This window comes from Methylobacterium sp. AC315 (genome assembly GCF_979253755.1).
The window spans coordinates 222,973-243,073 of sequence record NZ_CEEDEA010000001.1 but is presented as its reverse complement, the minus strand read 5'-3'; the positions used below and the strand labels follow the sequence as shown (position 1 = coordinate 243,073).

The following is a 20,101-nucleotide window of genomic DNA, read 5'->3' as shown; positions in this document are numbered from 1 at the left end:
GCCCAAAACCCTCGGTGCGATGCGGGCCCGGCCGACGATCCCTCCGGAATCGGCGCCCTGGAGCGGTCAGGCTTGCAGCGCGGGCTTGCGCGAGGCTGAGCCGGGACGACGACAATGCGCGAGCGGCGCGGGCGTTGCCGCGTCCGATCCGCCCATCGCCGTCCCAGGGAGATCAGCTCCGGCGGATCAGGGTGCCGGCACCGTAATCGGTGAACAGCTCCAGCAGCACCGCGTGGTTGACCTTGCCGTCCAGAATGACGACCGCCTCCACACCCCGCTCGATTGCGTACATGCAGGTCTCGATCTTCGGGATCATGCCGCCCGTGATCGTGCCGTCGGCGATCAGGCGCCGGCAATCCTCCACGGTCAGCTCGGGGATCAGCTTCTTGTCCTTGTCGAGCACGCCCGGGACATCGGTGAGCAGCAGCAGCCGCTTGGCCCGCAGAGCCCCCGCGATGGCACCCGCGAAGGTGTCGGCGTTGACGTTGTAGGTCTGCCCGTCGGCCCCGTAGGCCACCGGCGCGAGGACCGGGATCAGCTCGGCCTTCAGCACCGCGTCGAGGACGCCGCGCTCGACATGGTCCGGCTCGCCGACCAGGCCGAGATCGACGGTCTGCTCGGTGTGATTCTCGGGATCGATGACGGTCTTCATCGCCCGCTTGGCGCGGACCATGTTGCCGTCCTTGCCGCACAGGCCGATGGCCCGGCCGCCCTCCGCTGAGATCCAGCCGACGATCTGCTTGTTGATCGAGCCGGCCAGGACCATCTCGACCACCTCGACGGTGGCCTCGTCGGTGACCCGCAGGCCACCGCGGAACTCGGACTGGATGCCGAGCCGGTCCAGCATCTTGCCGATCTGCGGGCCGCCGCCGTGCACCACGATCGGCTTCACGCCGGATTGCTCCAGGAGGACGATGTCCTCGGCGAAATCCTCGGCCGCGGCGCGGTCGCCCATGGCGTGGCCGCCATACTTGATGACCACGATCTCCTGGTCGTAGCGCTGCATGTGGGGCAGCGCTTGGGCCAGGATTTCGGCGCGCACGTGCACGTTCGGCAATTCGGTCATCGCGGTCCTTCGCCGATCCTATGTATGGGGCCTGGCGGCGCCCGGCCTCGTTCGGCCGGCGGGCGCGCTTCTACAGGAAGCCGACCGCGCTGCGAAGCCGCGAACGCGCCCGCGGAAGGCCCGCGCCGGCGACAAGCTCCGGCCCCCGTCAAGCTGCGAGCGTCGACGCTGTCAAAAAACAGTCGTGTTTCCGCGGTGTTGCATGCGCATGATAGAAATGGGCGCTGCCGAGCGGCCCGGGTTGCATCGTCGCTGGTCTCGGATCATGCTGCAGTGCAACGAGCCGCACGGCGGGTCGCCGGGAGGGCCGTATGCGGATTGCGATGATTGGGGCCGGGTATGTGGGCCTGGTGTCCGGGGCCTGCCTGGCCGATTTCGGCCACAGCGTGGTCTGCATCGACCGCGACCCGGACAAGATCGCGAGCCTGAACGCCGGCCGCATGCCGATCTACGAGCCCGGGCTCGACGCCCTCGTCGCCGAGAACGTCCGCCAGGGCCGCCTCGCCTTCGGCTCCAGCCTGCAGGACGCCGTGGCCGAGGCCGACGCGGTGTTCATCGCGGTGGGGACCCCCTCGCGGCGCGGCGACGGCTTCGCCGACCTGTCCTTCGTGTTCGATGCCGCCCGGGAGATCGCCGGGGCGCTCTCGGGCTTCACCGTGGTGGTGACGAAGTCGACGGTCCCGGTGGGCACCGGCGATGAGGTCGAGCGCATCATCCGTGACTTGCGGCCCGAGGCGGATGTCGCCGTGGCGTCGAACCCGGAATTCCTGCGCGAGGGCGCGGCGATCTCCGACTTCAAGCGTCCGGACCGGATCGTGGTCGGCAGCGAGGATCCCCGCGCCGAGGCGGTGATGCGCGAGGTCTACCGGCCGCTCTATCTCAACGCCGCGCCGATCGTGGTGACCAGTCGCCGCACGGCGGAGCTGACCAAGTACGCCGCCAACGCATTCCTGGCCGCCAAGATCACCTTCATCAACGAGATCGCCGACCTGTGCGAGGAGGTCGGCGCCGATGTGCAGCAGGTGGCCCGCGGCATCGGCCTCGACAACCGGATCGGCAGCAAGTTCCTGCATGCCGGCCCTGGCTACGGCGGCTCGTGCTTCCCGAAGGACACGCTCGCCCTGGTCAAGACCGCCCAGGATGCCGGCACGCCGCTGCGGCTGGTCGAGACCGTGGTGGCGGTCAACGACCAGAGGAAGCGCGCCATGGCCCGCAAGGTGATCAAGGCCTGCGGCGGCAGCGTCCGGGGCAAGACCGTGGCCCTGCTCGGCCTGACCTTCAAGCCCGACACCGACGACATGCGCGAGGCGCCGTCCCTGTCGATCGTGGCCGGCCTTCAGGATGCCGGCGCCAAGGTGCGCGCCTATGACCCGGAGGGGATGGACCAGGCGCGGGCGCTGATGCCGGACCTGGACTATGCCGAGAGCCCCTATGCCTGCGCGGAGGGCGCGGACGCCCTGGTGATCGTCACCGAGTGGAACGCGTTCCGGGCGCTCGATCTCGACCGGCTGCGGCAGACCATGGCGCCGGCCGGGTCCGCGCCCGTGCTCATCGACCTGCGCAACATCTACGATCCCGAGACGGCCGAGCGCCACGGTTTCACCTATCGCGGCGTCGGACGATCCAAGGATAGCGCCAAGGATTATGCCGCTCCGGGCACGTCTTGAGCGTTGGCGGACCAGCGATGAGCCGTCCCGTTGCGGTTCTAGATCTGCAGGCTGCAGCAAAGATCTCTTTGGAAAACCCTCGCGGCCCGGGTAGACGGGCTCCGTCCGCCGACGCGCAACTGTGGCATTTCGATGGTCGCGCGACCGTCTCAACAGGCCGTCATGCCGAGCAAACTTGGCATTTCGGCCGCCGGCACTGGACTGCAGTCTGATGAATACATGTCACAGCGCGGCGCAATCTGGCCGGGCGGGGATGACCTTGCCTGGGGGCAGGTTGGACACCGCAATGGTGCCACAGTAAGGGGTGAGACGGTACTCACTCGTCGCGAGCCGAGCCGACTTCCGATAACGAGCGTGTGCGAACCGAACGTGACACAACGTACAGACATTGCGATCGTCGGACGCGCATGCCGACTGCCCGGGGCCCCCAGCGTCGATGGGCTATGGCAACTCCTGTCCGAGGGACGCTGCGCCGTCAGCAAGGTTCCTAGTGACCGCTTCTCCCTCGACCGGTTCGCGCATCCGCGCGCCCAGGAGCGCGGGAAGAGCTACACCTGGGCCGCGGGTGTCATCGACGATATCTGGTCGTTCGACCCGGCCGTGTTCGGCATCTCGCCCCGCGAGGCCGAGCAGATGGATCCGCAGCAGCGGATGCTGCTGGAGCTGACCTGGGAAGCCCTCGAGGATGCAGGCCTGCGCCCGTCAAGCGTGGCCGGCAGCAACATCGGCGTGTTCGTCGGCGCCTCGTCGCTCGATTACGGCAACCTGCGCATCCTCGACGCGGCCTCCGGCGACGCCTACGCGGCCACCGGCAACACGCTCTCGATCATCTCGAACCGCATCTCGTATATCTTCGATCTGAAGGGCCCGAGCTTCACGGTCGACACGGCCTGCTCGTCCTCCCTCGTCGCCTTCGACAACGCTGTGCAGGCGATCCAGTCGGGCCGCGTTGACACCGCGATCGTGGCCGGCGTCAACGTGCTGGCGAGCCCGTTCAACTTCATCTGCTTCTCCACCGCGCAGATGCTCTCGCGCACCGGCCTGTGCCAGGCGTTCTCGAAGAACGCAGACGGCTACGTGCGCTCCGAGGGTGGCGTGGTGTTCGTGCTGCAATCGGCCGAGGCCGCGCGGCGCAACGGCGCCACCGTGCGCGCCCGGATCGTGGCATCGGGCATCAATTCCGACGGTCGCACCACCGGCATCTCGCTGCCGTCGGGCTACGCCCAGGGTGCCCTGCTGGAGCGGGTGTACCGCGACGCGGAGATCGGCCTCGACGACCTCGCCTTCATGGAGGCGCACGGCACCGGCACCCCGGTGGGCGACCCGATCGAGGCCTCGGCCATCGGGACCAAGCTCGGGCGCGGCCGTCAGGCGCCGCTGCCGATCGGCTCGATCAAGACGAATATCGGCCACACCGAGCCGGTTTCCGGCCTCGCCGGCCTGATGAAGGCGACGCTGGCGCTGGAGCACAATCTCGTGCCGCCCTCGCTGCACGCGGCCGAGCTGAATCCCGACATCCCGTTCGACGAGTTGAACCTCAGCGTCGTCCGCGAGGCGCTGCCGATCACCCGCGGTCCGCGCGAGCGCTACGCGGGCGTGAACTCCTTCGGCTTCGGCGGCACCAACGCGCACGTCGTGATCACCGACGGCAACGTCGGCACGCAGGCGGCGGAGGCCACCCCGGCGCCGTCCGCGCAGGTTCTGCTGCTCTCGGCCCAGACCCGCGCCGCGCTGAACGAGCTCGCCCTCGACTATGCCGAGCGGCTCGAAGCCGAGCCCGGCCGGATCGCCACGGTGGCCGCCGCGGTCGCGCACCGGCGCGAGCGCCTGCCCGCCCGCCTGGCGATCACGCTGGACGGCAAGACCGACGTGGCCGCCGCCCTGCGCGCCGTCGGCGAGGGCGAGGATGCCCAGGACGCCTTCACCGGCACCGCGGTCGACCGCGCCGCCGAGGTGGCGTTCGTCTATTCCGGCAATGGCAGCCAGTGGGCCGGCATGGGCCGCGAGGCCTACGAGGAGAACCCGACCTTCCGGGCCGCCTTCGACCGGGTCGACACCCTGTTCCAGGCCTATGCCGACTGGTCGCTGAAGCAGGCCCTCTACGCCGAGGACCTCGACGAGCGCCTGGCGCTCACCAGCGTCTCGCAGCCGCTGATCTTCGCCATCGAGAGCGCCTCGACGGCGGCCCTCAAGGCCAAGGGCCTGATCCCCTCTTACGTGCTCGGCCACAGCGTCGGCGAGATCGCAGCCGCCGAGGCGGCCGGCGTCCTGAGCCTCGAGGACGCGGTCCGGGTCATCTACTACCGCAGCCACCACCAGGAGACGACGCACGGCCAGGGCACCATGGCGGTGCTGCTGATGCCGTCCGAGGAGGTCGAGGCTTTCCTCAAGGACTACCCGTCCCTCGACATCGCCGCCTACAACAGCCCGAAGGCCGTCACGGTCGCCGGGCCGGTGGCCGACATCGAGGCCGCCCTGAAAGCGCTGTCGCGCAAGCGCCGTCGCGGCCGCAAGCTCGACCTGGCCTACGCCTTCCACGGGCGCCTGATGGACCCGACCGAGAAGCCGCTGCTGCGCGATCTCGCCGGGCTGAAGGCGAAGGCCGGCACCACCGCGATGGTCTCCACCGTCACCGGCAGCGTGCTGGAGGGCGACAATTTCGGCGCCGGTTACTGGTGGCGCAACATCCGTGAGCCGGTGCGCTTCAGCGAGGCCGTGCAGGATGCCACCCGCCGCGGCGCCCGCGTGTTCGTCGAGGTCGGCCCGCGCGCGACGCTGATGTCCCATGTCGGCGACGCGGTCGAGCCGCTCGGCATCGAGACCGCCACGGTCGGCGTCATGCACCGCAAGGCGTCGGGCGGCGACCCGATCGCCAAGGCGGTCAGCGCCGCCCTGGTCCAGGGCGCGCAGGTCGACGAATCCCTGCTCTTCGGCGACGCCCCCCGGGGCGACGTGCGCCTGCCGACCTATCCGTGGCAGCGGCGTCCGTTCCGCCTGGCCGACACCCCGGAGAGCGTCGGCGCGATGAGCGCCCGCCCCTACCACCCGCTGATCGGATCGCGGACCACCTTCGACGGCCTGGAGTGGAACGGCTTCGTCGATCCGGCCACCCTGCCCGAGCTGGAGGATCATCGGGTCGACGGCCAGGTGATCATGCCCGGCGCCGGCTTCGTCGAGATGGCGCTGGCCTGCGTCCGCGAGGCGATGCGCCACGACGAGGTGGTGCTGGCCGATTTCGAGATCCTGTCGCCTATGGTGTTCGCCGAGGAGGCCCTGCGCGAGGTCGCGGTGCGTCTGTCGGGGACCGGCAACGGCATCCAGGTCCTCAGCCGCCCGCGCCTGACCCAGACCCCCTGGCAACTCCACGCCCAGGCCAAGATCGTCGACGGCACGTTCACGGCTCCGAAGGCGCCCGACCTGAACGGGTTCGACTTCGACACCGCCGGCGAGCAGGTCCTGTCCGGCGACGCTCTCTACGGCCGCGCCCGGGCCTCGGGCCTCGGCTTCGGCCCGAGCTTCCAGCAGGTCGCCATGAGCGCCCGGCTGGATGACACCACCATCGTGTCCGACCTGCTGCCGGCCGTGGCCGACGACCGGTTCACCCTGGTCCCGGCCCGCCTCGACGCCTGCTTCCACGGGCTGATCCTGCTGTTCGCCGACCTGCTCGGCGAGAACGCCGGCAAGGCCTACATCCCGGTGCGCTTCGGCGAGGTGCGGCTTCTGCGCCCCGGTGCGGTGATCGCCCGTTCGATCATCCGGACGCGCCGCTGCAACGAGCGCTCGATCCTGGCCGACTTCACCCTGCTCGACGCCGACGGCGCAGTGGTCGCCACGATCCGCGAGGGCCGTTTCCAGGCCCTGCGCGCCAAGGGCGGCGGCGACCTCTCGGCCTTCGCGATCTCGCAGGTGCCGGAACTCGCCACCGAGCCGACCGCGATCCCAATGGAGCGCCGGCCGAGCGTGGCCGCCCGCCTGCGTCCGCTCACCGCCGAGGCGAAGGGGCCGGCCGACGCCGCCCTGTCCCCGGGCCACCTCCTGCTGGAGGGTTGGGCGACCTCGCTGGCTTATCGTCTCGCCTCCGGGCTCGCCGAGGGCGGGACCGTCTCGGTCGCCGACCGGCGGGTGCCCGAGGCCCTGCGCCCCTGGGTGCTGAACGCGCTCTACGCCCTGGAGAGCAGCGGCCTGGCCGAGCGTGCCGGCCAGAACTGGACCCTGGGCGAAGACGGCTCGGCTCTGCCGGCTCCCGACGAGATCATGCGTTGGATCGCGGGCGACCACCCGGATCTCTCCGCCGAACTGGTGCTGATTGCCGATGTCGGCGCCATGGTCGATCGCCTGCTCGCGGGCAAGCTGACCGAGGCCCCGGCCTTGCCTCAGGGCGCGATCGACGCCTTCGTCATGCGCTCGGCCACCGCCCGCCACACGGCCGACGTGGTCGCCGGCCTGATCGAGGCCAGCCGCGGACACCTGCCGAAGGAGCGCGCCCTGCGGGTCCTGCAGGTCGGATTCGGCCCGCTCTCCGCCCAGGCTGCGGCCTTCGCCGCCGCGGCCGAGGCCCGGCTCACCGTGTTCGAGGCAGATCGCCGGCTCGCCGAGCGTGCCCGCCTGTCGCTCACCAACGGCGCCGCCGTCGTCGAGGCTGCCGACGAACTCGCCCCCGGCAGCTTCGACCTGATCCTGGCGGCCGGCAGCCTGCATCGCGGCGACCGCGCCCTGCCGGGGCAGCTCTCCGGGGCGCTCGCCACCGGTGGCTTGCTGGTGGCCGTGGAGCCGGGCGCGTCCCTGTTCCGCGACCTCGTGTTCGGCCTCACGGGCGGCTGGTTCGAGGAGGCCGTGGGCGGCATGCCCGTCGGCCGCCTCGAGGATATCGAGGGCTGGCAGCGCACGCTCAGCGCCCACGGCCTGGTCAAGGTCGCGGTGGAGCGCGCGGCGTCGGCCAACGGCGACGACCTGCTGCTGGTCGCCGAGGCCCCGGTGCGTCCGGGCCCCGCCCCGGCGCAGAGCTTCGCCTTCGTGATCGGCTCGGACGACGAGTTCGCCGCCGAGACGGCCTCGTCCCTGGCGACCCTGCTGGTCGCGGGCGGCGTGCACGTCTCGATCATCCTCGACTCCGAGACGTCGCTGATGGAGCTGGAGAAGGAGACCCCCGACACGGTGGTGTTCCTGGCCGGCGCCTTCACCCGCGGCGGCGAGGCGTCCGAGCGGCTGCGCGACCGCTGCCTCAGCCTGAAGCGCTGCACGGAGCATCTCGGTGCCCGCCAGACCCGCCTGTGGGTCGTGGCGCCGGGCGCCACCCGCGACCGCGGCGGCCAGACCACCAACATCGAGGCCGGCGTGTGGGCGTTCTCCCGGACGCTCGCCAACGAGGCGCCGAACCTCGACGTGCGCCGCATCGACCTCTCGCCCGAGATGTCGTCGAAGCGGGCGTCCGAGCGCCTGCGCGACCTCATCCTCTCCGGTACGCCGGAGACCGAGATCGTCCTCGACGACGAGCGGACGCAGGTCGTGCGCTTCCATGCCGGCCGGCCGAAGCACCGGGATCCGGCGGATGCCGTCCCGGCCGAGGCCGCGCGCCTGGAGCGCAGCAACACCGGCGGCCTCAACGAGATGGTTTGGGGTCCGGCCGAGCGCCGCACCCCCGGCAAGGGTGAGATCGAGATCGCGGTCGAGGCCACCGGCCTGAACTTCCGCGACGTCCTGTGGGCGCTCTCGATGCTGCCCGAGGAGATCCTGGAGGACGGCTTCGCCGGCCCCCGCCTCGGCCTCGAATGCGCCGGCCGCGTCACCGCCGTCGGCCCCGGCGTGAAGGGCTTCAAGGCCGGCGACCCGGTCGTCGCCTTCGCCCAATCGGGCTTCGCCACCCACATCGTGGTGCCCGAGATCGTCGTCGCGCCGAGCCCGCAGGGCCTCGACCCGATGGCGGCTGCGACCGTCCCGGTGGCGTTCCTGACCGCCTATTACGGCCTCGTCTCCTGCGCCCGGATGCGGCGCGGCGAATGGGTGCTGGTCCATGGCGGCGCGGGCGGCGTCGGCCTCGCTGCGCTGCAGATCGCCAAGCTGAAGGGCGCGCGGGTCATCGCCACCGCCGGCTCCCGCGAGAAGCGGGCCCTGGTGAAGGCGCTGGGCGCCGAGCACGTGCTCGATTCCCGCTCCCTCGCCTTCGTGGACGAGATCCGGGCGATCACCGGCGACGGCGTCGACATCGTGCTGAACAGCCTGTTCGGCGAGGCGATGGAGCGCTCGCTCAACGCCCTCCGGCCGTTCGGCCGCTTCGTCGAGCTGGGCAAGCGCGACTACGTCGCCAACACCCATATCGGCTTGCGTCCGTTCCGGCGGAACCTCAGCTACTTCGGCGTCGACCTGGATCAGGTGATCCAGCACCAGGGCGACGACGGCGCGCGGATGTTCCGGGAGGTCATGGCCCTGTTCAACGACGGCGGCCTCAAGCCCCTGCCCTACCAGCCGTTCACCGCCGCCGAGACCTCCGACGCGTTCCGCCTGATGCAGCAATCGGGTCACATCGGTAAGATCGTGATCAGCCCGCCTAAGGCCGGCACGATCATCAAGGAGACCAAGCGGCCGTTCACGGTCTCGGAGACCGGCGTCCACCTTGTGACCGGCGGCCTCGGCGGCTTCGGCCTGGAGGCGGCCCGCTGGCTCGTCGACAGGGGCGCCCGGCACCTCGTTCTCGCCGGCCGCAAGGGCGCGACCACCGACGAGGTCAAGGCGATCGTCGCCGAACTCGCCGGGCGCGGCGTCAAGGTCGAGGCCAAGGCCGTCGACATCACCAGCCGTTCGGCGGTGGATCGCCTGATCGTGGAGATCGAGCAGGGTGGAAAGACGCTCGCGGGCGTTCTCCATGCCGCGGCGGTGCTTCAGGACGGCCTGATCGCCAACATCGACGCGGCGGCGCTGGACGCCGTGATCGGCCCGAAGGTGGTCGGCGCCCAGCACCTGGACGCCGCCACCCGGGACCGCAGCCTCGACTACTTCGTGATGTTCTCGTCGGCGACGACGTTCATCGGCAACCCCGGCCAGGGCTCCTACGTCGCCGCCAACGGCTTCATGGAAGGCCTGGCCCGGCAGCGCCGTCGTCGCGGCCTGCCCGCGCTGGCGGTGGCCTGGGGCGCGATCGGCGATGTCGGCATGCTCGCCCGCAACAAGGCGGTCATGGAAGGCCTCGCCGGCCGCGTCGGCGTTACACCGATGGAGGCGCGCCGCTGCCTCGAGCTGATGGCGGACGCCTTGGAAAGCCAGGGGACCTCGCCGGACGAGGCGGTGATCGCCATCGCGGCGATGCATTGGGGCAAGGCGCGCGAGCGGCTCGCCACGATGCGCTCGCCGAGCTACGCCGGTCTCGGGTCGGATCAGCAGGCGGAGGCCGGCGGCGTCCAGGCGATCAACATCGGCGCGCTCCTCAAGGGAGGCGACGTGGATGCGGTCCGCAAGACGGTGTCGGACGCGATCGTCGAGGACATCGCGCGCATCCTGCGCCTGCCCAAGGACGATATCAGCCGCGTGCGCCAGCTCTCCGAGATCGGCCTCGACTCGCTGATGGGCGTCGAGCTCGGCGCCAGCCTGCAGGAGCGCTTCGCCCTCGATGCGCCGCCCGCCGGCCTGTCGTCCGGCATGACGGTCAACGAGTTGTCGGAGTCCTTAATTCAGGCGGTTTCCGCGCCCATGGATGAAGCGGCCGGTGTCGCGATGAGCCTCGTCTCGAAGCATATCGGTGGTGAGATCGACGCGCAGATGATGGCGCCGCTCAGGGAACTCATCGAGAAGACCAACAGCGAGCTCAAAGAGACCAACTCATGACCGATACGGCACGGCCTGACGGCGGGCGCGCGGCGCTCGCCGGCTTCGTGACGAACCGCCTCGGACGCGCGACGCCGCGCCCGGCGCCCGTCAAGGCGGCTTCGCCGGCCGGGCAATCGGCCGCGCAGAACTTCGAGAACCTGCCGGGCTACCGCGAGCTGCAGCTGCAGCGCCAGGCGGCGCAGCTGATCGGGCTGGGCAACCCGTTCTTTCGCGTCCACGACGCGAAGGCCGGTGCGACCACGCGGATCGACCAGAAGACCTTCACCAACTTCTCGTCCTACGACTATCTTGGCCTGAACGGGCATCCCCGGGTCAGCAACGCGGCCCGGGAGGCGATCGACGCCTACGGCACCTCCGCGTCGGCGAGCCGTGTGGTGGCGGGCGAGCGGCCGGGCCATATCAGCCTCGAGCAGGCCCTGGCCAAGCACTACCGCACCGAAGGCTGCATCGTGATGGTGAGCGGCCACGCCACCAACGTCACGACCATCGGGGCGCTCCTGGAAGCCGGCGACGTGATCTTCCACGACGCGCTGTCCCACAACAGCATCGTCACCGGCGCGCAGCTCTCCGGCGCCCAGCGCCGCTCCTTCGCGCATAACGACCTCGACGCCCTGGAGAGCCTGCTCCAGAACACCCGCCACGAGCACCGCCGGGCGCTGATCGTGGTCGAGGGCCTGTACAGCATGGACGGCGACGCGCCGGACCTCGCGGGTCTCGTCGCGCTCAAGAAGCGCTACGATGCGTGGCTGATGGTCGACGAGGCGCACGGCCTCGGCGTCACCGGCCGCACCGGGGCGGGCCTGTTCGAGCATTGCGGCGTCGACCCGAAGGAGGTCGACCTCTGGATGGGCACGCTGTCGAAGACGCTCTCGACATGCGGCGGCTATATCTGCGGCCCGATCGCGCTGATCGAGTACCTCAAGCACACGGCGGGCGGCTTCGTGTACAGCGTCGGCATGTCGCCGCCGCTCGCCGCCGCCGCCGAGGCGGCGCTGGCGGTGATGCATGCCGAGCCGGAGCGGGTCGAGCGCCTGCGCCAGAACGGCACGCTGTTCCTCGCTACCGCCAAGAAGCTCGGCCTCGATACCGGCTTCAGCCTCGGCCTCGCGGTGGTGCCGATCATCGTGGGCGACTCGCTCAAGGCCGTGACCCTGTCGGACCGCCTGTTCCGCCGCGGCATCAACGTGCAGCCGATCATCCACCCGGCCGTGCCCGAGCGGGCCTCGCGCCTGCGCTTCTTCCTCACCTCCGAGCACACCGCGGACCAGATCCGCGACACCGTGAACGCGGTGGCCGAGGAGATGACGGCGATCGACAAGGGCGGCTCGCTGATCGAGCAGCTTCTGGCCAAGCGCGGCTGAGCATCCGGACCGCGCCGGTCTCGGCGCGTTCCACCACCCCACATGCAAACAGGGCGCGGATGGCATCCGCGCCCTGTTTGCATGTGGGCTCCGGATCCCACGCCGGCCCGGAGGCCGGCGTGTCGGCCAGCCTACTTGGCGTAGGCGTAGGCGGTGGCCGCGGAGCTGAGCGGGCCGGTGACGCCGCTGAAGGCAGTCAGCACCTTCTGGACCTCGGTGAACGGGGCGTTCGAGACGTAGATCAGGTCGCGGTTGCGCATGCGGAACGCCTGGGTGGTGAACAGGCTGTTGGGGTCGCGCATGTTGATCCGGTACACCACCGGCACCAGCGGGGTGCCGGTGAGCTTGGTGGCCGGGTTGAGGCGGCGCACCACGCTGGCGGGCTCGAACCGGAAGATGAAGGTGCCGGCCGGGTCGGCGGCGAAGTCCGAGAGGCCGCGCGCCTTGGCGAGCGCCTGGGCCAGGGTGATCCCGTCGGCCTGGAACGGCAGCTCGGTCGCCTGGCCGAGCGCGCCCACCGCCAGGAAGGTCTGCGGATCGCGCACCAGGGTCAGCACGTCGTTGGGCCGCAGGTAGATGTTCTCCTTGGGGTTCGACACCACCGTGGTCAGCGGCACCGTGGCGGTGAGCGGCCCGCGCGACAGGCGCACGAAGGTCTCCGAGACCGGCGAGCGGTTGCCGCCCGCCGACGCGATGACGTCGAGGATGCGGTCGCCGTGGCCCGACAGCGGCAGGCGCGCGCCGGCGGCGCCCTCGCCGGTGACGGTCACCGCCTGGCTGATCGGCCGGGTGACCGAGACCAGCACCTGCGGCTGGATCGCCTTGCCGGCGAGCTCGTTCTCGATCAGGCCCTGGACGTCCTGGGGCCGGCGGCCGGCGACCTTGATGCGCCCGGCATAGGGCACCGAGATCGCGCCGTCGCGGCCGACCGGCTGCTCGGGGATGAGGGCGGACTTGGAGCCGGCGGAGAAGCGGTCGGCCACCAGCGGGCCGGAGAACAGGCCGCCGGAACCGGCCTCCCAGACCGAGACCGAGACCATGTCGCCGATGCCGATCACCGGCTCGGTGGAGGGGCGGTGGTCGCCGAAGGAGGCGAGCAGGCTGTCGAGGGGCCGGCCGCGCAGGGCCTCGACCACGGATGGGGTGACGTCGATGATTTCGTAGCGGGCGAGCACGCCGCCGTCGGCGGTGGCGACTTCCGCGCCAGCCTCGATCGCGCTGGCCGTCGGACCCGCCGCGGGCAGGTACGTGCAGCCGCCGATGGACCCTGCCGCGAGGGCGGCCATCAGCGCTGAGAGCGCCGTCTTACGCAGCATCACAGAGACTTCTCCTCGCCGGCCTCCGCGCCATCGCTGGCTCGGACCGGGACATCCATGGTGACCGCCAAACGCTGCGATCGCTTTAACGGCCGCGTCGAACAGGCGGGCGCCGTGCGGAACCCACTTCTCGGACAGCTTCGCTATCGGCCGGCAATGCGTCACCAGCGTGGCACTGCCGAGCTTGTTACCGTCAAGCTTAACCTTATCGCGTCCTTGCCGGCATGTCCGCAAGGGCGCCAGCCAGGGTGGACCGCAGCTCCCGTCCCAGGGCATCGGCAGCGATGTCCCGTCGGTTCGGCGGGACAGGGGGCCCGCCGAAGCGGAACAGGGCGTAATCGGTCGCCTGACCGCCGAACCCGGGCTTGCAGGTCGGCAGCGAGGGGGCGTGGTCCCCGAAGACGCAGAGCGTGACGGTCTGGCCGCGCTCGCGCGCCAGGGCGTCGAGCCCGGCCACGAGGTTCTCGACCATCCGCCCGGTATTGACCACGTGGTGGAGGTACTGCGCCTCCGGGGCGTCGATCCCGGGCAGCCGACCGGGCTTCCACGGTCCGTGATTCTCCATCGTGACGCAGAACAGGAACAGCGGGGTGCGCCGCCCCCGGACCTCATCGAGCAGACGCTCCCCGAGGGCGACGTCGCCGACATAGGGGCCGATGCGGGGGGCGGCCGCGAATGTTTCGCCCATCACCAGGTCGCCGAAGCCGAAGGCCTGCATGACCTTCGCCCGGCGAAAGAAATCCCGGTGGAACGGGTGCAGGAACAGGGTGCCGTAACCCCGGCTCCGGGCCAGCCGGGCGAGGCTGGTCGGCTCGTCGCCGCTGCGGGAGGTATAGGGATCGTACCGGCCGAAGCCGAGGCTTTCGGAGGGGCGGCCCGTGAGCACGGCGTGCTCGCTGCGCATGGTGTAGGCGCCGTGCGCCGGGACCCGCAGCCGGCCGTATTGCGCAGCCCGGGTGCGGAACAGCTCCATCGCGGGCAGTGCCGGGCCGCCGAGGCGCTCCGGGTCGATGAACGATTCGAGCTGGATCACCACGACCACGTCGTCGCCCGGGCCGGCCGGCAGCACCGGCACGTCCGGGACCGGGGCGCTGCCCGCCAGCGCCCGGGCCGTGTAGCCGAGCAGGCTCGCCGGCAGGCCGACCCGCGCGACGTCGGCCTCCAGGTCGGGCTCCGGGAACCATTGCGCGACGAGGCCAGCGAGCGGCGGCCGGGACGCGGCGCGGAACAGGATCCACAGGGCGAGCGGCAAGCCGAGCAGCGCCGCGACGCGCAGGAGCGGCCCGCCCGGCAAAACGCTGGGCTCTGTCCGGTACCAGATCACCGTCGCGATCAGGGTCAGGATCACCGGGACCGCGATGCGCGGATCCCAGAGCGGCGGGATGTAGTAGAGCTGCGGGTGTCGCGGCACCTGCGGCAGCAGGACGAAGTCGCTGAACAGCAGCGGCTCGCCGATCACCGATCGCTTCGCGCGGCTGACATAGATCAGCGCCGCCACGGAGACCACGCAGGTCAGGGCAGCCAGCCACGGCCGCCACGAGAAGCAGAACCAGAACAGCAGGATCAGCGAGTAGCCGAGCAACCGCAGGGCGAGATCGCGCGGCGCGAGACTGGCCCGGGTGAGCGAATCGCCGACGAAGACTTCGAGGGCGAGGCAGAGGGCCAGCGCGAGGCTGGCGGCGGTGAGGAACGTCGTCAAGGTCCTGGAACTCGGAGAGGGGCAAGCGCGCGAGCGAGCGATACGGCATCCGACCCGGCACGGAAGAACATGTTGAAACAAGGGCTTCGGGACGTTCCGTGAAGCGGGGGCCTCGGCGTCACCCCCTCTTCCGCTACAAGAGAAGCCGGCCCTATCCCCGTTTGCGGGCTCGAAAAATCCGGGACACCGGATGTCACGGCGGTGCTCCCTGCCCTCAGCGCGGTCCAGCCTCGCGGCCGACGCCGCGGCGCCGGCGCAACGCCCGCACGATCGGATTGAACAAGCCGTAGCGGGCGCGCATGACCCAATGGGCGGTGCGGCCAATCGAGAGCGCGCTGCGCGGTGCGGCCTCGCGGGCGGCGCTCAGCCGGTCGAGAAGCTGCTCGGGGCTGCAGGGTTTCATCGCCACGGGGTCGAGGTAGCGCGAATAGAGGATCATCGCCCCGGCTACCAACTCGTCCAGGGTGAGCTTGCGGCCACGGTCGGCTCCCGGCGCCAGATCCTCGGACAGGCCCCAGCCCGAGTAGAACGGACGGCCATGAGTGGCCACGGTGAGCCCGCGGATCAGCGCCTCGAAGCCCGCGAGCGAGGTCATGGTCTCGACGTGGTGGACCCGGTCGAGCAGGTCGACGATGCTGACCCCCGCCACGATCCGGTCGGCGAGCGCCAGCGCCTCCGCCTCCGGGATGATGCCGGGGCGAAACCCCGCCTCGACGTCGGGATGGGGCTTGTAGAGCAGGAAGGCGTCGGGGTTGCGCCGCCGGGCGGCCTCGAGCAGCGCCCGGTTGGACCGGACCAGCGGCGAGCCGTGCTGCACCGAGGCGTCGTCCTCCACCTGTCCCGGCACCAGCACGATCCTGCGGCCGGCCGGCCAATCGAGCGATGCGGCGTCCAGGCCAACATTGTACTTGCTGAGGCGGCGGGCCACGACCTCCTCACGCAGGCGCTTAGCCCGGCTCACGAGTTCGGGCGGGAAATCCGATTCGGCCAGCAGCCGTTGCAGGCGGCTCTCCCTGCGGGGATCGTAGTAGATGCCGAGGTCGTCGACCACGATCGAGGCGCCGGGCTGCAAGCTCGCCCCGAGGCCCACCGAGCGTAGGAATCCGTCCTCCACCCGGGCGAGCGGCAGGCCGGCCAGCGTGCAGGCGTCTTCAAGCTTGCCCGGGGCCCGCGTCGCCCAGGCGAGGATCCGGCCGTGATGGCGCTGGCCCGCTTCGACCGCGGCCTCGGCCGTCATGGTGTGGACCGGGCGCCCGGCGGGCCCGGTGCCGAGCACGTCGAGGGCCGGCCTCTTCCAGCGTGACATGCCGACATAGACGACGCGCCGGTCGTTCTCGGCGAAGCGTGCGGCGAGCCAGGCCACCGCCTCGGCGCAGGCCTCGCGGCCGATCGGCGCGCGGGTCCAGGGATCGAGGTAGTGGATGCCGCCCTCCCCGCCGAGCGGCACGTCGTCGAGGCTGATCCGCAGGGATGCGAAGCCCGTCTCCGGCCGATCGTACGGGCTGACCAGGGGACCCGGCGCGACGACGAGCCTGCGCCGGCCGGTCAGCGCGAGCAGCCGCGCCGCCAGGCTTCCCGCCTGCCAGACGGCGCCGACTGCACCGGGCCGCATTGGCCCGAAGGCGAGACCCGTCGCGGCCTCGATCTCCGTCCGCAGGCGGTGGATCGTCCGGCCGGTCGCATAGAGCGACGGGGTCGGTTCAAGGGACATGATGGGGCGCCCGGCTCCGGTCATCTGACTCGTTCGGGCCGTCGTGTAGCGCATTTTCCCCGGCATGGGATGGCCGGCCCAAAACCACCGAAATCACAGGGACAAGCGCGGCCGTTCGCGCAAAGCGTCACGTCGCGGAAAGGATTTGGACATATCGTCGCCGTGATTGACCCTTCAATCCAGGCGGGGGCCGCGAAAGTGCGACCGTTGCAGACGGGCCACGCCGGAGCGGAAACGCCCTCCTGCGACGCGGCCTCGGATTGCCGGCTCGCGCCGAGGCGTGCCACCTCAGGTCAGTCTTTCCGGTCCGGCTCCGTCCGGCCGAGGGTCAAGGATAGAAGCGCCGCGGAATGCATAAGACCGCCCCCGACGCCCTCCGCGACCGCCCCGCAACCTTTCTGTTCCTGCAGGGCATCGCGTCTCCGTTCTTCTCCGATCTCGGCACGGCGCTGCGCGCCCGTGGACACGAGGTCCGGCGCATCAACCTGTGCCCCGGCGACTGGCTGTTCTGGAACGGTAAGGCGGACAATTACCGCGGCCGCCGCGAGGCGTGGGGCACGTATCTCGAATCATATCTCGACCGCGAGGCCGTCACGGACATCGTGCTGTTCGGCGATTGCCGGCCGTTCCACCGGGCGGCCCGGATGATCGCGGAGGTCCGCGGCCTGCGCGTCCACGTGTTCGAGGAAGGCTACATCCGTCCCAACTGGATCACCTGCGAGCTCGGCGGGGTGAACGGCTTCTCGTCCCTGCCCCGCACGGCGGCCGAAGTCCGCGCGCTGGCGCGCCGCCTGCCCCAGCCCGGCCGGGCGATGCCCTCAACCGGCGATATGGCCCGCCGCAGCGTCTGGGATGTCGGCTACAACATCGCCAACATCGCCTTCCCTTATCTCTTCCCACATTTCCGCAGCCACCGGCCGACCCATATCGCGGCCGAGTACGCGGGCTGGATCAAGAAGTTCAGCCGCCGCTCCCACACCCGCCGCGAGGCAGCGCGCTGCGACGAGATCTACCGTGCGGTCGGCTGCGACTACTTCCTTCTGCCGCTCCAGCTCGACAGCGACTACCAGATCCGGGTGCACTCGCCGTTCCTGGGCGTCGAAGGCTTCATGGACCGGGTGATCAAGTCCTTCGCGGACGCGTCCTCGGCGCCGACGCGCCTCCTCGTGAAGCTGCATCCGCTGGACAGCGGCCTGATCAACTGGCGCAAGTTCGCCCGTGCCTCGGCTCGGCGCCACGGCGTCAGCGACCGGCTCGACTTCATCGACGGCGGCGACCTTCCGTCGCTGATCAAGGGCGCCCGCGGCGTCGTGATCGTCAACTCGACCGTCGGCATGCTGTCGCTGGAGATGGGCCGGCCGACTCATGCGGTCGGCACCGCGATCTACAACATGGCCGGACTGACCCATCAGGCCGACCTCGATGGGTTCTGGACGAACCCGACCCCGCCGGACATGGGCCTGATGGCCGATTTCCGCCGCGTGGTGCTACACCGGACACAGGTCAACGGCGGCTTCTTCTCCAAGGGGGCGATCGAGCGGGCGGTGGCCGGCTCGGTGCCGCGGATGGAATCCGCCCTCCCCGATTCGATGCTGGCCGCCGCGCGGGTGATCCGCGAAGGCGGCGAGAGCGACGGGCAACTCGCGCCCGTCTACTGAAGCGTGGCGGCAAACGTGTCGGTTCCGGCTGACAGTTTCCGGGGCCGGCCGACCCATTAAGTCACCGAAGAGCCGTCCCCGGCCTTGATTTGTCCGTGCTCCGCGGCGTAGCACCCGCACCATGCCCCGCATTCTGATCACTGGCGCGTCGAGCGGTATCGGCGCTGCGCTCGCACGCCACTACGCGCGTGCCGACGCCAGCCTCATCCTCGTCGGACGCAACGTCGAGCGGCTCGAAGCCGTGGCCCGGGATTGCCGGGCGAGCGGCGCGACCGTCGAGCCCGTGCGGCTCGACACCCGTGACCGGGCCGCCGCGATCGCCCTGATCCACAGGCTTCACGCCGCGCAGCCGCTGGACCTCGTGATCGCCAACGCGGCCGTGAACGGCGGTAACCAGAAGGGCGAGGTCGAGTCCGAGGAGACGGCCTTCGAGACCTCCGACATCAATTACACGGGCTCTCTCAACATCGTGCTGCCCACCCTGACGTTGATGCTTCAGCGCGGCAGCGGCCAGATCGTGCTCGTCTCCTCCCTGGCGGCCTACGCGCCGCTGCAGGATGCCCCGGCCTATAGCGGCGCCAAGGCCGCCCTGGTCGCCCACGGGCTGGCCTTGCGCCAGAAGGTCGGGCCACGGGGCGTGAAGGTCAACGTCGTTGCGCCGGGCTACGTGAAGACCCCGATGGGCGGCGAGCTGAAGGGCTGGCGGCCCCTGGAGATGAGCGCCGAGCAGGCTGCCCTGCGCATCGCCAAGGGCGTCGCCAAGGATCGCGACGTGATCGCCTTCCCGTTCGCGCTGGCGGCCCTGGCCAGGACCGTCCTACTTCTTCCTGAGAGCATTCGCCGGGCCGGGCTCTACGCCTTCCGGTTCCAGCGGCGGCCGCGCCGCTGATGAGCCGCGCCCGGATCGCCCTGTTCGTGCTGGAGGCGCTGCCGAATGCCCGGGTGGTGCGCCGGTTCGTGGCCGATCACAGCGCCGACATCGCCTTCGTCGGGCTCTCGAACGCGGAGCGGCCGTCGAGCGGCGGGCTGACCGGGCAGGTCCGGCGCCACCTCACGCGGTCGGGGACCGGGATCCTTCCGTATCTGGCGGTGAATTTCGGGCTGCCCGACCTGCTGCGGCCGCTGGCGCCCCTGACCCAGGCCGTGGCTGGCAGCGGCGACGCGCCGGAATCGACGCCGCTCAAGACCCTGTGTCGGCGCCTCGGCATCCCGACCCTGACGGTGGACGACGTCAACGGTCCCGAGGTCGCACAGAGGGTGCGCGAGACCGCCCCCGACCTGATCCTGACCTATCATTTCGATCAGATCCTGAAGGCCGAGACCATCGGGCTGGCGCGGCTCGGCGGCATCAACGGCCATCCCGGGCTGCTGCCGCGCCATCGCGGGCCGGTCCCGACGATCCACGCCCTAGCGGACGGCCCGGGCGCCTTCGGCATGACCCTGCACCGGCTCGCCGCCACGATCGACACCGGGGCTATCCTCGCCCAGGAGGCCGTGCCGCTGCCCGCGGACACCACCGCCACCCGGGCGGCCGTGGCGCTCCACGCCCATGGCCGCGGACTGCTGGACCGCCTGCTCGATGAGATCGCCCGCACCGGCCGCATGCCCGAGGGCCGCAGCACCGCCGTCCTGCCCTACTGTCCGTTTCCGGATCGCGCGCTGCTCGCCTCCCTGCGCCGGAGGGGCCTGCGCCTGACCGACGGACGGGACCTGCGCGAGGCGGTGAGCCTGTCTGGCCGGGCCGGTTAACCGGCCCTTAAGCCTGTTTCGAGAAGGATCGGTCAGCCCAACGTCCCGTTCCGACC

Annotated in this window: 10 protein-coding genes; 6 read left to right on the top strand and 4 right to left on the bottom strand. The window is 70.7% G+C overall.

Annotated features, from left to right (window positions below):
* Nucleotides 1–172 precede the first annotated feature (172 nt).
* The gene (gene argB / locus AC0IY0_RS01100; RefSeq protein WP_147910002.1) at nucleotides 173–1,066 is read right to left on the bottom strand and encodes an acetylglutamate kinase; all 894 of its coding nucleotides are present in this window, start codon (nucleotides 1,064–1,066) and stop codon (nucleotides 173–175) included.
* Nucleotides 1,067–1,377: 311 nt separating this feature from the next.
* On the opposite strand from argB, the gene AC0IY0_RS01095 reads away from it, so the two are divergent.
* The 3 genes from AC0IY0_RS01095 (at nucleotide 1,378) to AC0IY0_RS01085 (ending at nucleotide 11,912) form a co-directional block, all read left to right on the top strand.
* On the top strand, nucleotides 1,378–2,733 hold the full coding sequence (locus AC0IY0_RS01095; RefSeq protein ID WP_471762850.1) for a UDP-glucose dehydrogenase family protein: 1,356 nt from the start codon (nucleotides 1,378–1,380) through the stop codon (nucleotides 2,731–2,733).
* A 369-nt stretch (nucleotides 2,734–3,102) separates the two neighbouring features.
* Complete coding sequence (locus AC0IY0_RS01090) at nucleotides 3,103–10,548, top strand: type I polyketide synthase (RefSeq protein WP_471762849.1); 7,446 nt, start codon at nucleotides 3,103–3,105, stop codon at nucleotides 10,546–10,548.
* Complete coding sequence (locus tag AC0IY0_RS01085; protein ID WP_147939207.1) at nucleotides 10,545–11,912, top strand: aminotransferase class I/II-fold pyridoxal phosphate-dependent enzyme; 1,368 nt, start codon at nucleotides 10,545–10,547, stop codon at nucleotides 11,910–11,912. The genes AC0IY0_RS01090 and AC0IY0_RS01085 overlap by 4 nt, the downstream gene beginning before the upstream one ends.
* A 131-nt stretch (nucleotides 11,913–12,043) precedes the next feature.
* On the opposite strand, the gene AC0IY0_RS01080 is transcribed toward AC0IY0_RS01085, so the two are convergent.
* The 3 genes from AC0IY0_RS01080 to AC0IY0_RS01070 all read right to left on the bottom strand — a co-directional run bounded on the left by AC0IY0_RS01080 (nucleotide 12,044) and on the right by AC0IY0_RS01070 (nucleotide 16,638).
* A complete protein-coding gene (locus tag AC0IY0_RS01080; RefSeq protein WP_461231783.1) occupies nucleotides 12,044–13,228 on the bottom strand; it encodes a polysaccharide biosynthesis/export family protein in 1,185 nt (394 codons plus the stop codon).
* A 205-nt stretch (nucleotides 13,229–13,433) separates the two neighbouring features.
* A complete protein-coding gene (locus tag AC0IY0_RS01075; RefSeq protein ID WP_419830240.1) occupies nucleotides 13,434–14,927 on the bottom strand; it encodes an LTA synthase family protein in 1,494 nt (497 codons plus the stop codon).
* A gap of 214 nt (nucleotides 14,928–15,141) precedes the next feature.
* Nucleotides 15,142–16,638: a capsular polysaccharide export protein, LipB/KpsS family gene (locus AC0IY0_RS01070; RefSeq protein WP_471762848.1), complete on the bottom strand. Its 1,497-nt coding sequence runs from the start codon at nucleotides 16,636–16,638 to the stop codon at nucleotides 15,142–15,144.
* 350 nt (nucleotides 16,639–16,988) lie between these two features.
* On the opposite strand from AC0IY0_RS01070, the gene AC0IY0_RS01065 reads away from it, so the two are divergent.
* From AC0IY0_RS01065 to AC0IY0_RS01055, 3 genes are all read left to right on the top strand, one after another.
* Nucleotides 16,989–18,296, top strand: coding sequence for a capsule biosynthesis protein (locus AC0IY0_RS01065; protein ID WP_147909275.1), 1,308 nt, complete (start codon nucleotides 16,989–16,991; stop codon nucleotides 18,294–18,296).
* 121 nt (nucleotides 18,297–18,417) lie between these two features.
* Nucleotides 18,418–19,185: an SDR family NAD(P)-dependent oxidoreductase gene (locus tag AC0IY0_RS01060; protein ID WP_147909276.1), complete on the top strand. Its 768-nt coding sequence runs from the start codon at nucleotides 18,418–18,420 to the stop codon at nucleotides 19,183–19,185.
* Nucleotides 19,185–20,045, top strand: a complete 861-nt coding sequence (locus tag AC0IY0_RS01055; RefSeq protein WP_147940461.1) for a formyltransferase family protein — start codon at nucleotides 19,185–19,187, stop codon at nucleotides 20,043–20,045. The genes AC0IY0_RS01060 and AC0IY0_RS01055 overlap by 1 nt, the downstream gene beginning before the upstream one ends.
* Nucleotides 20,046–20,101: the final 56 nt, after the last annotated feature.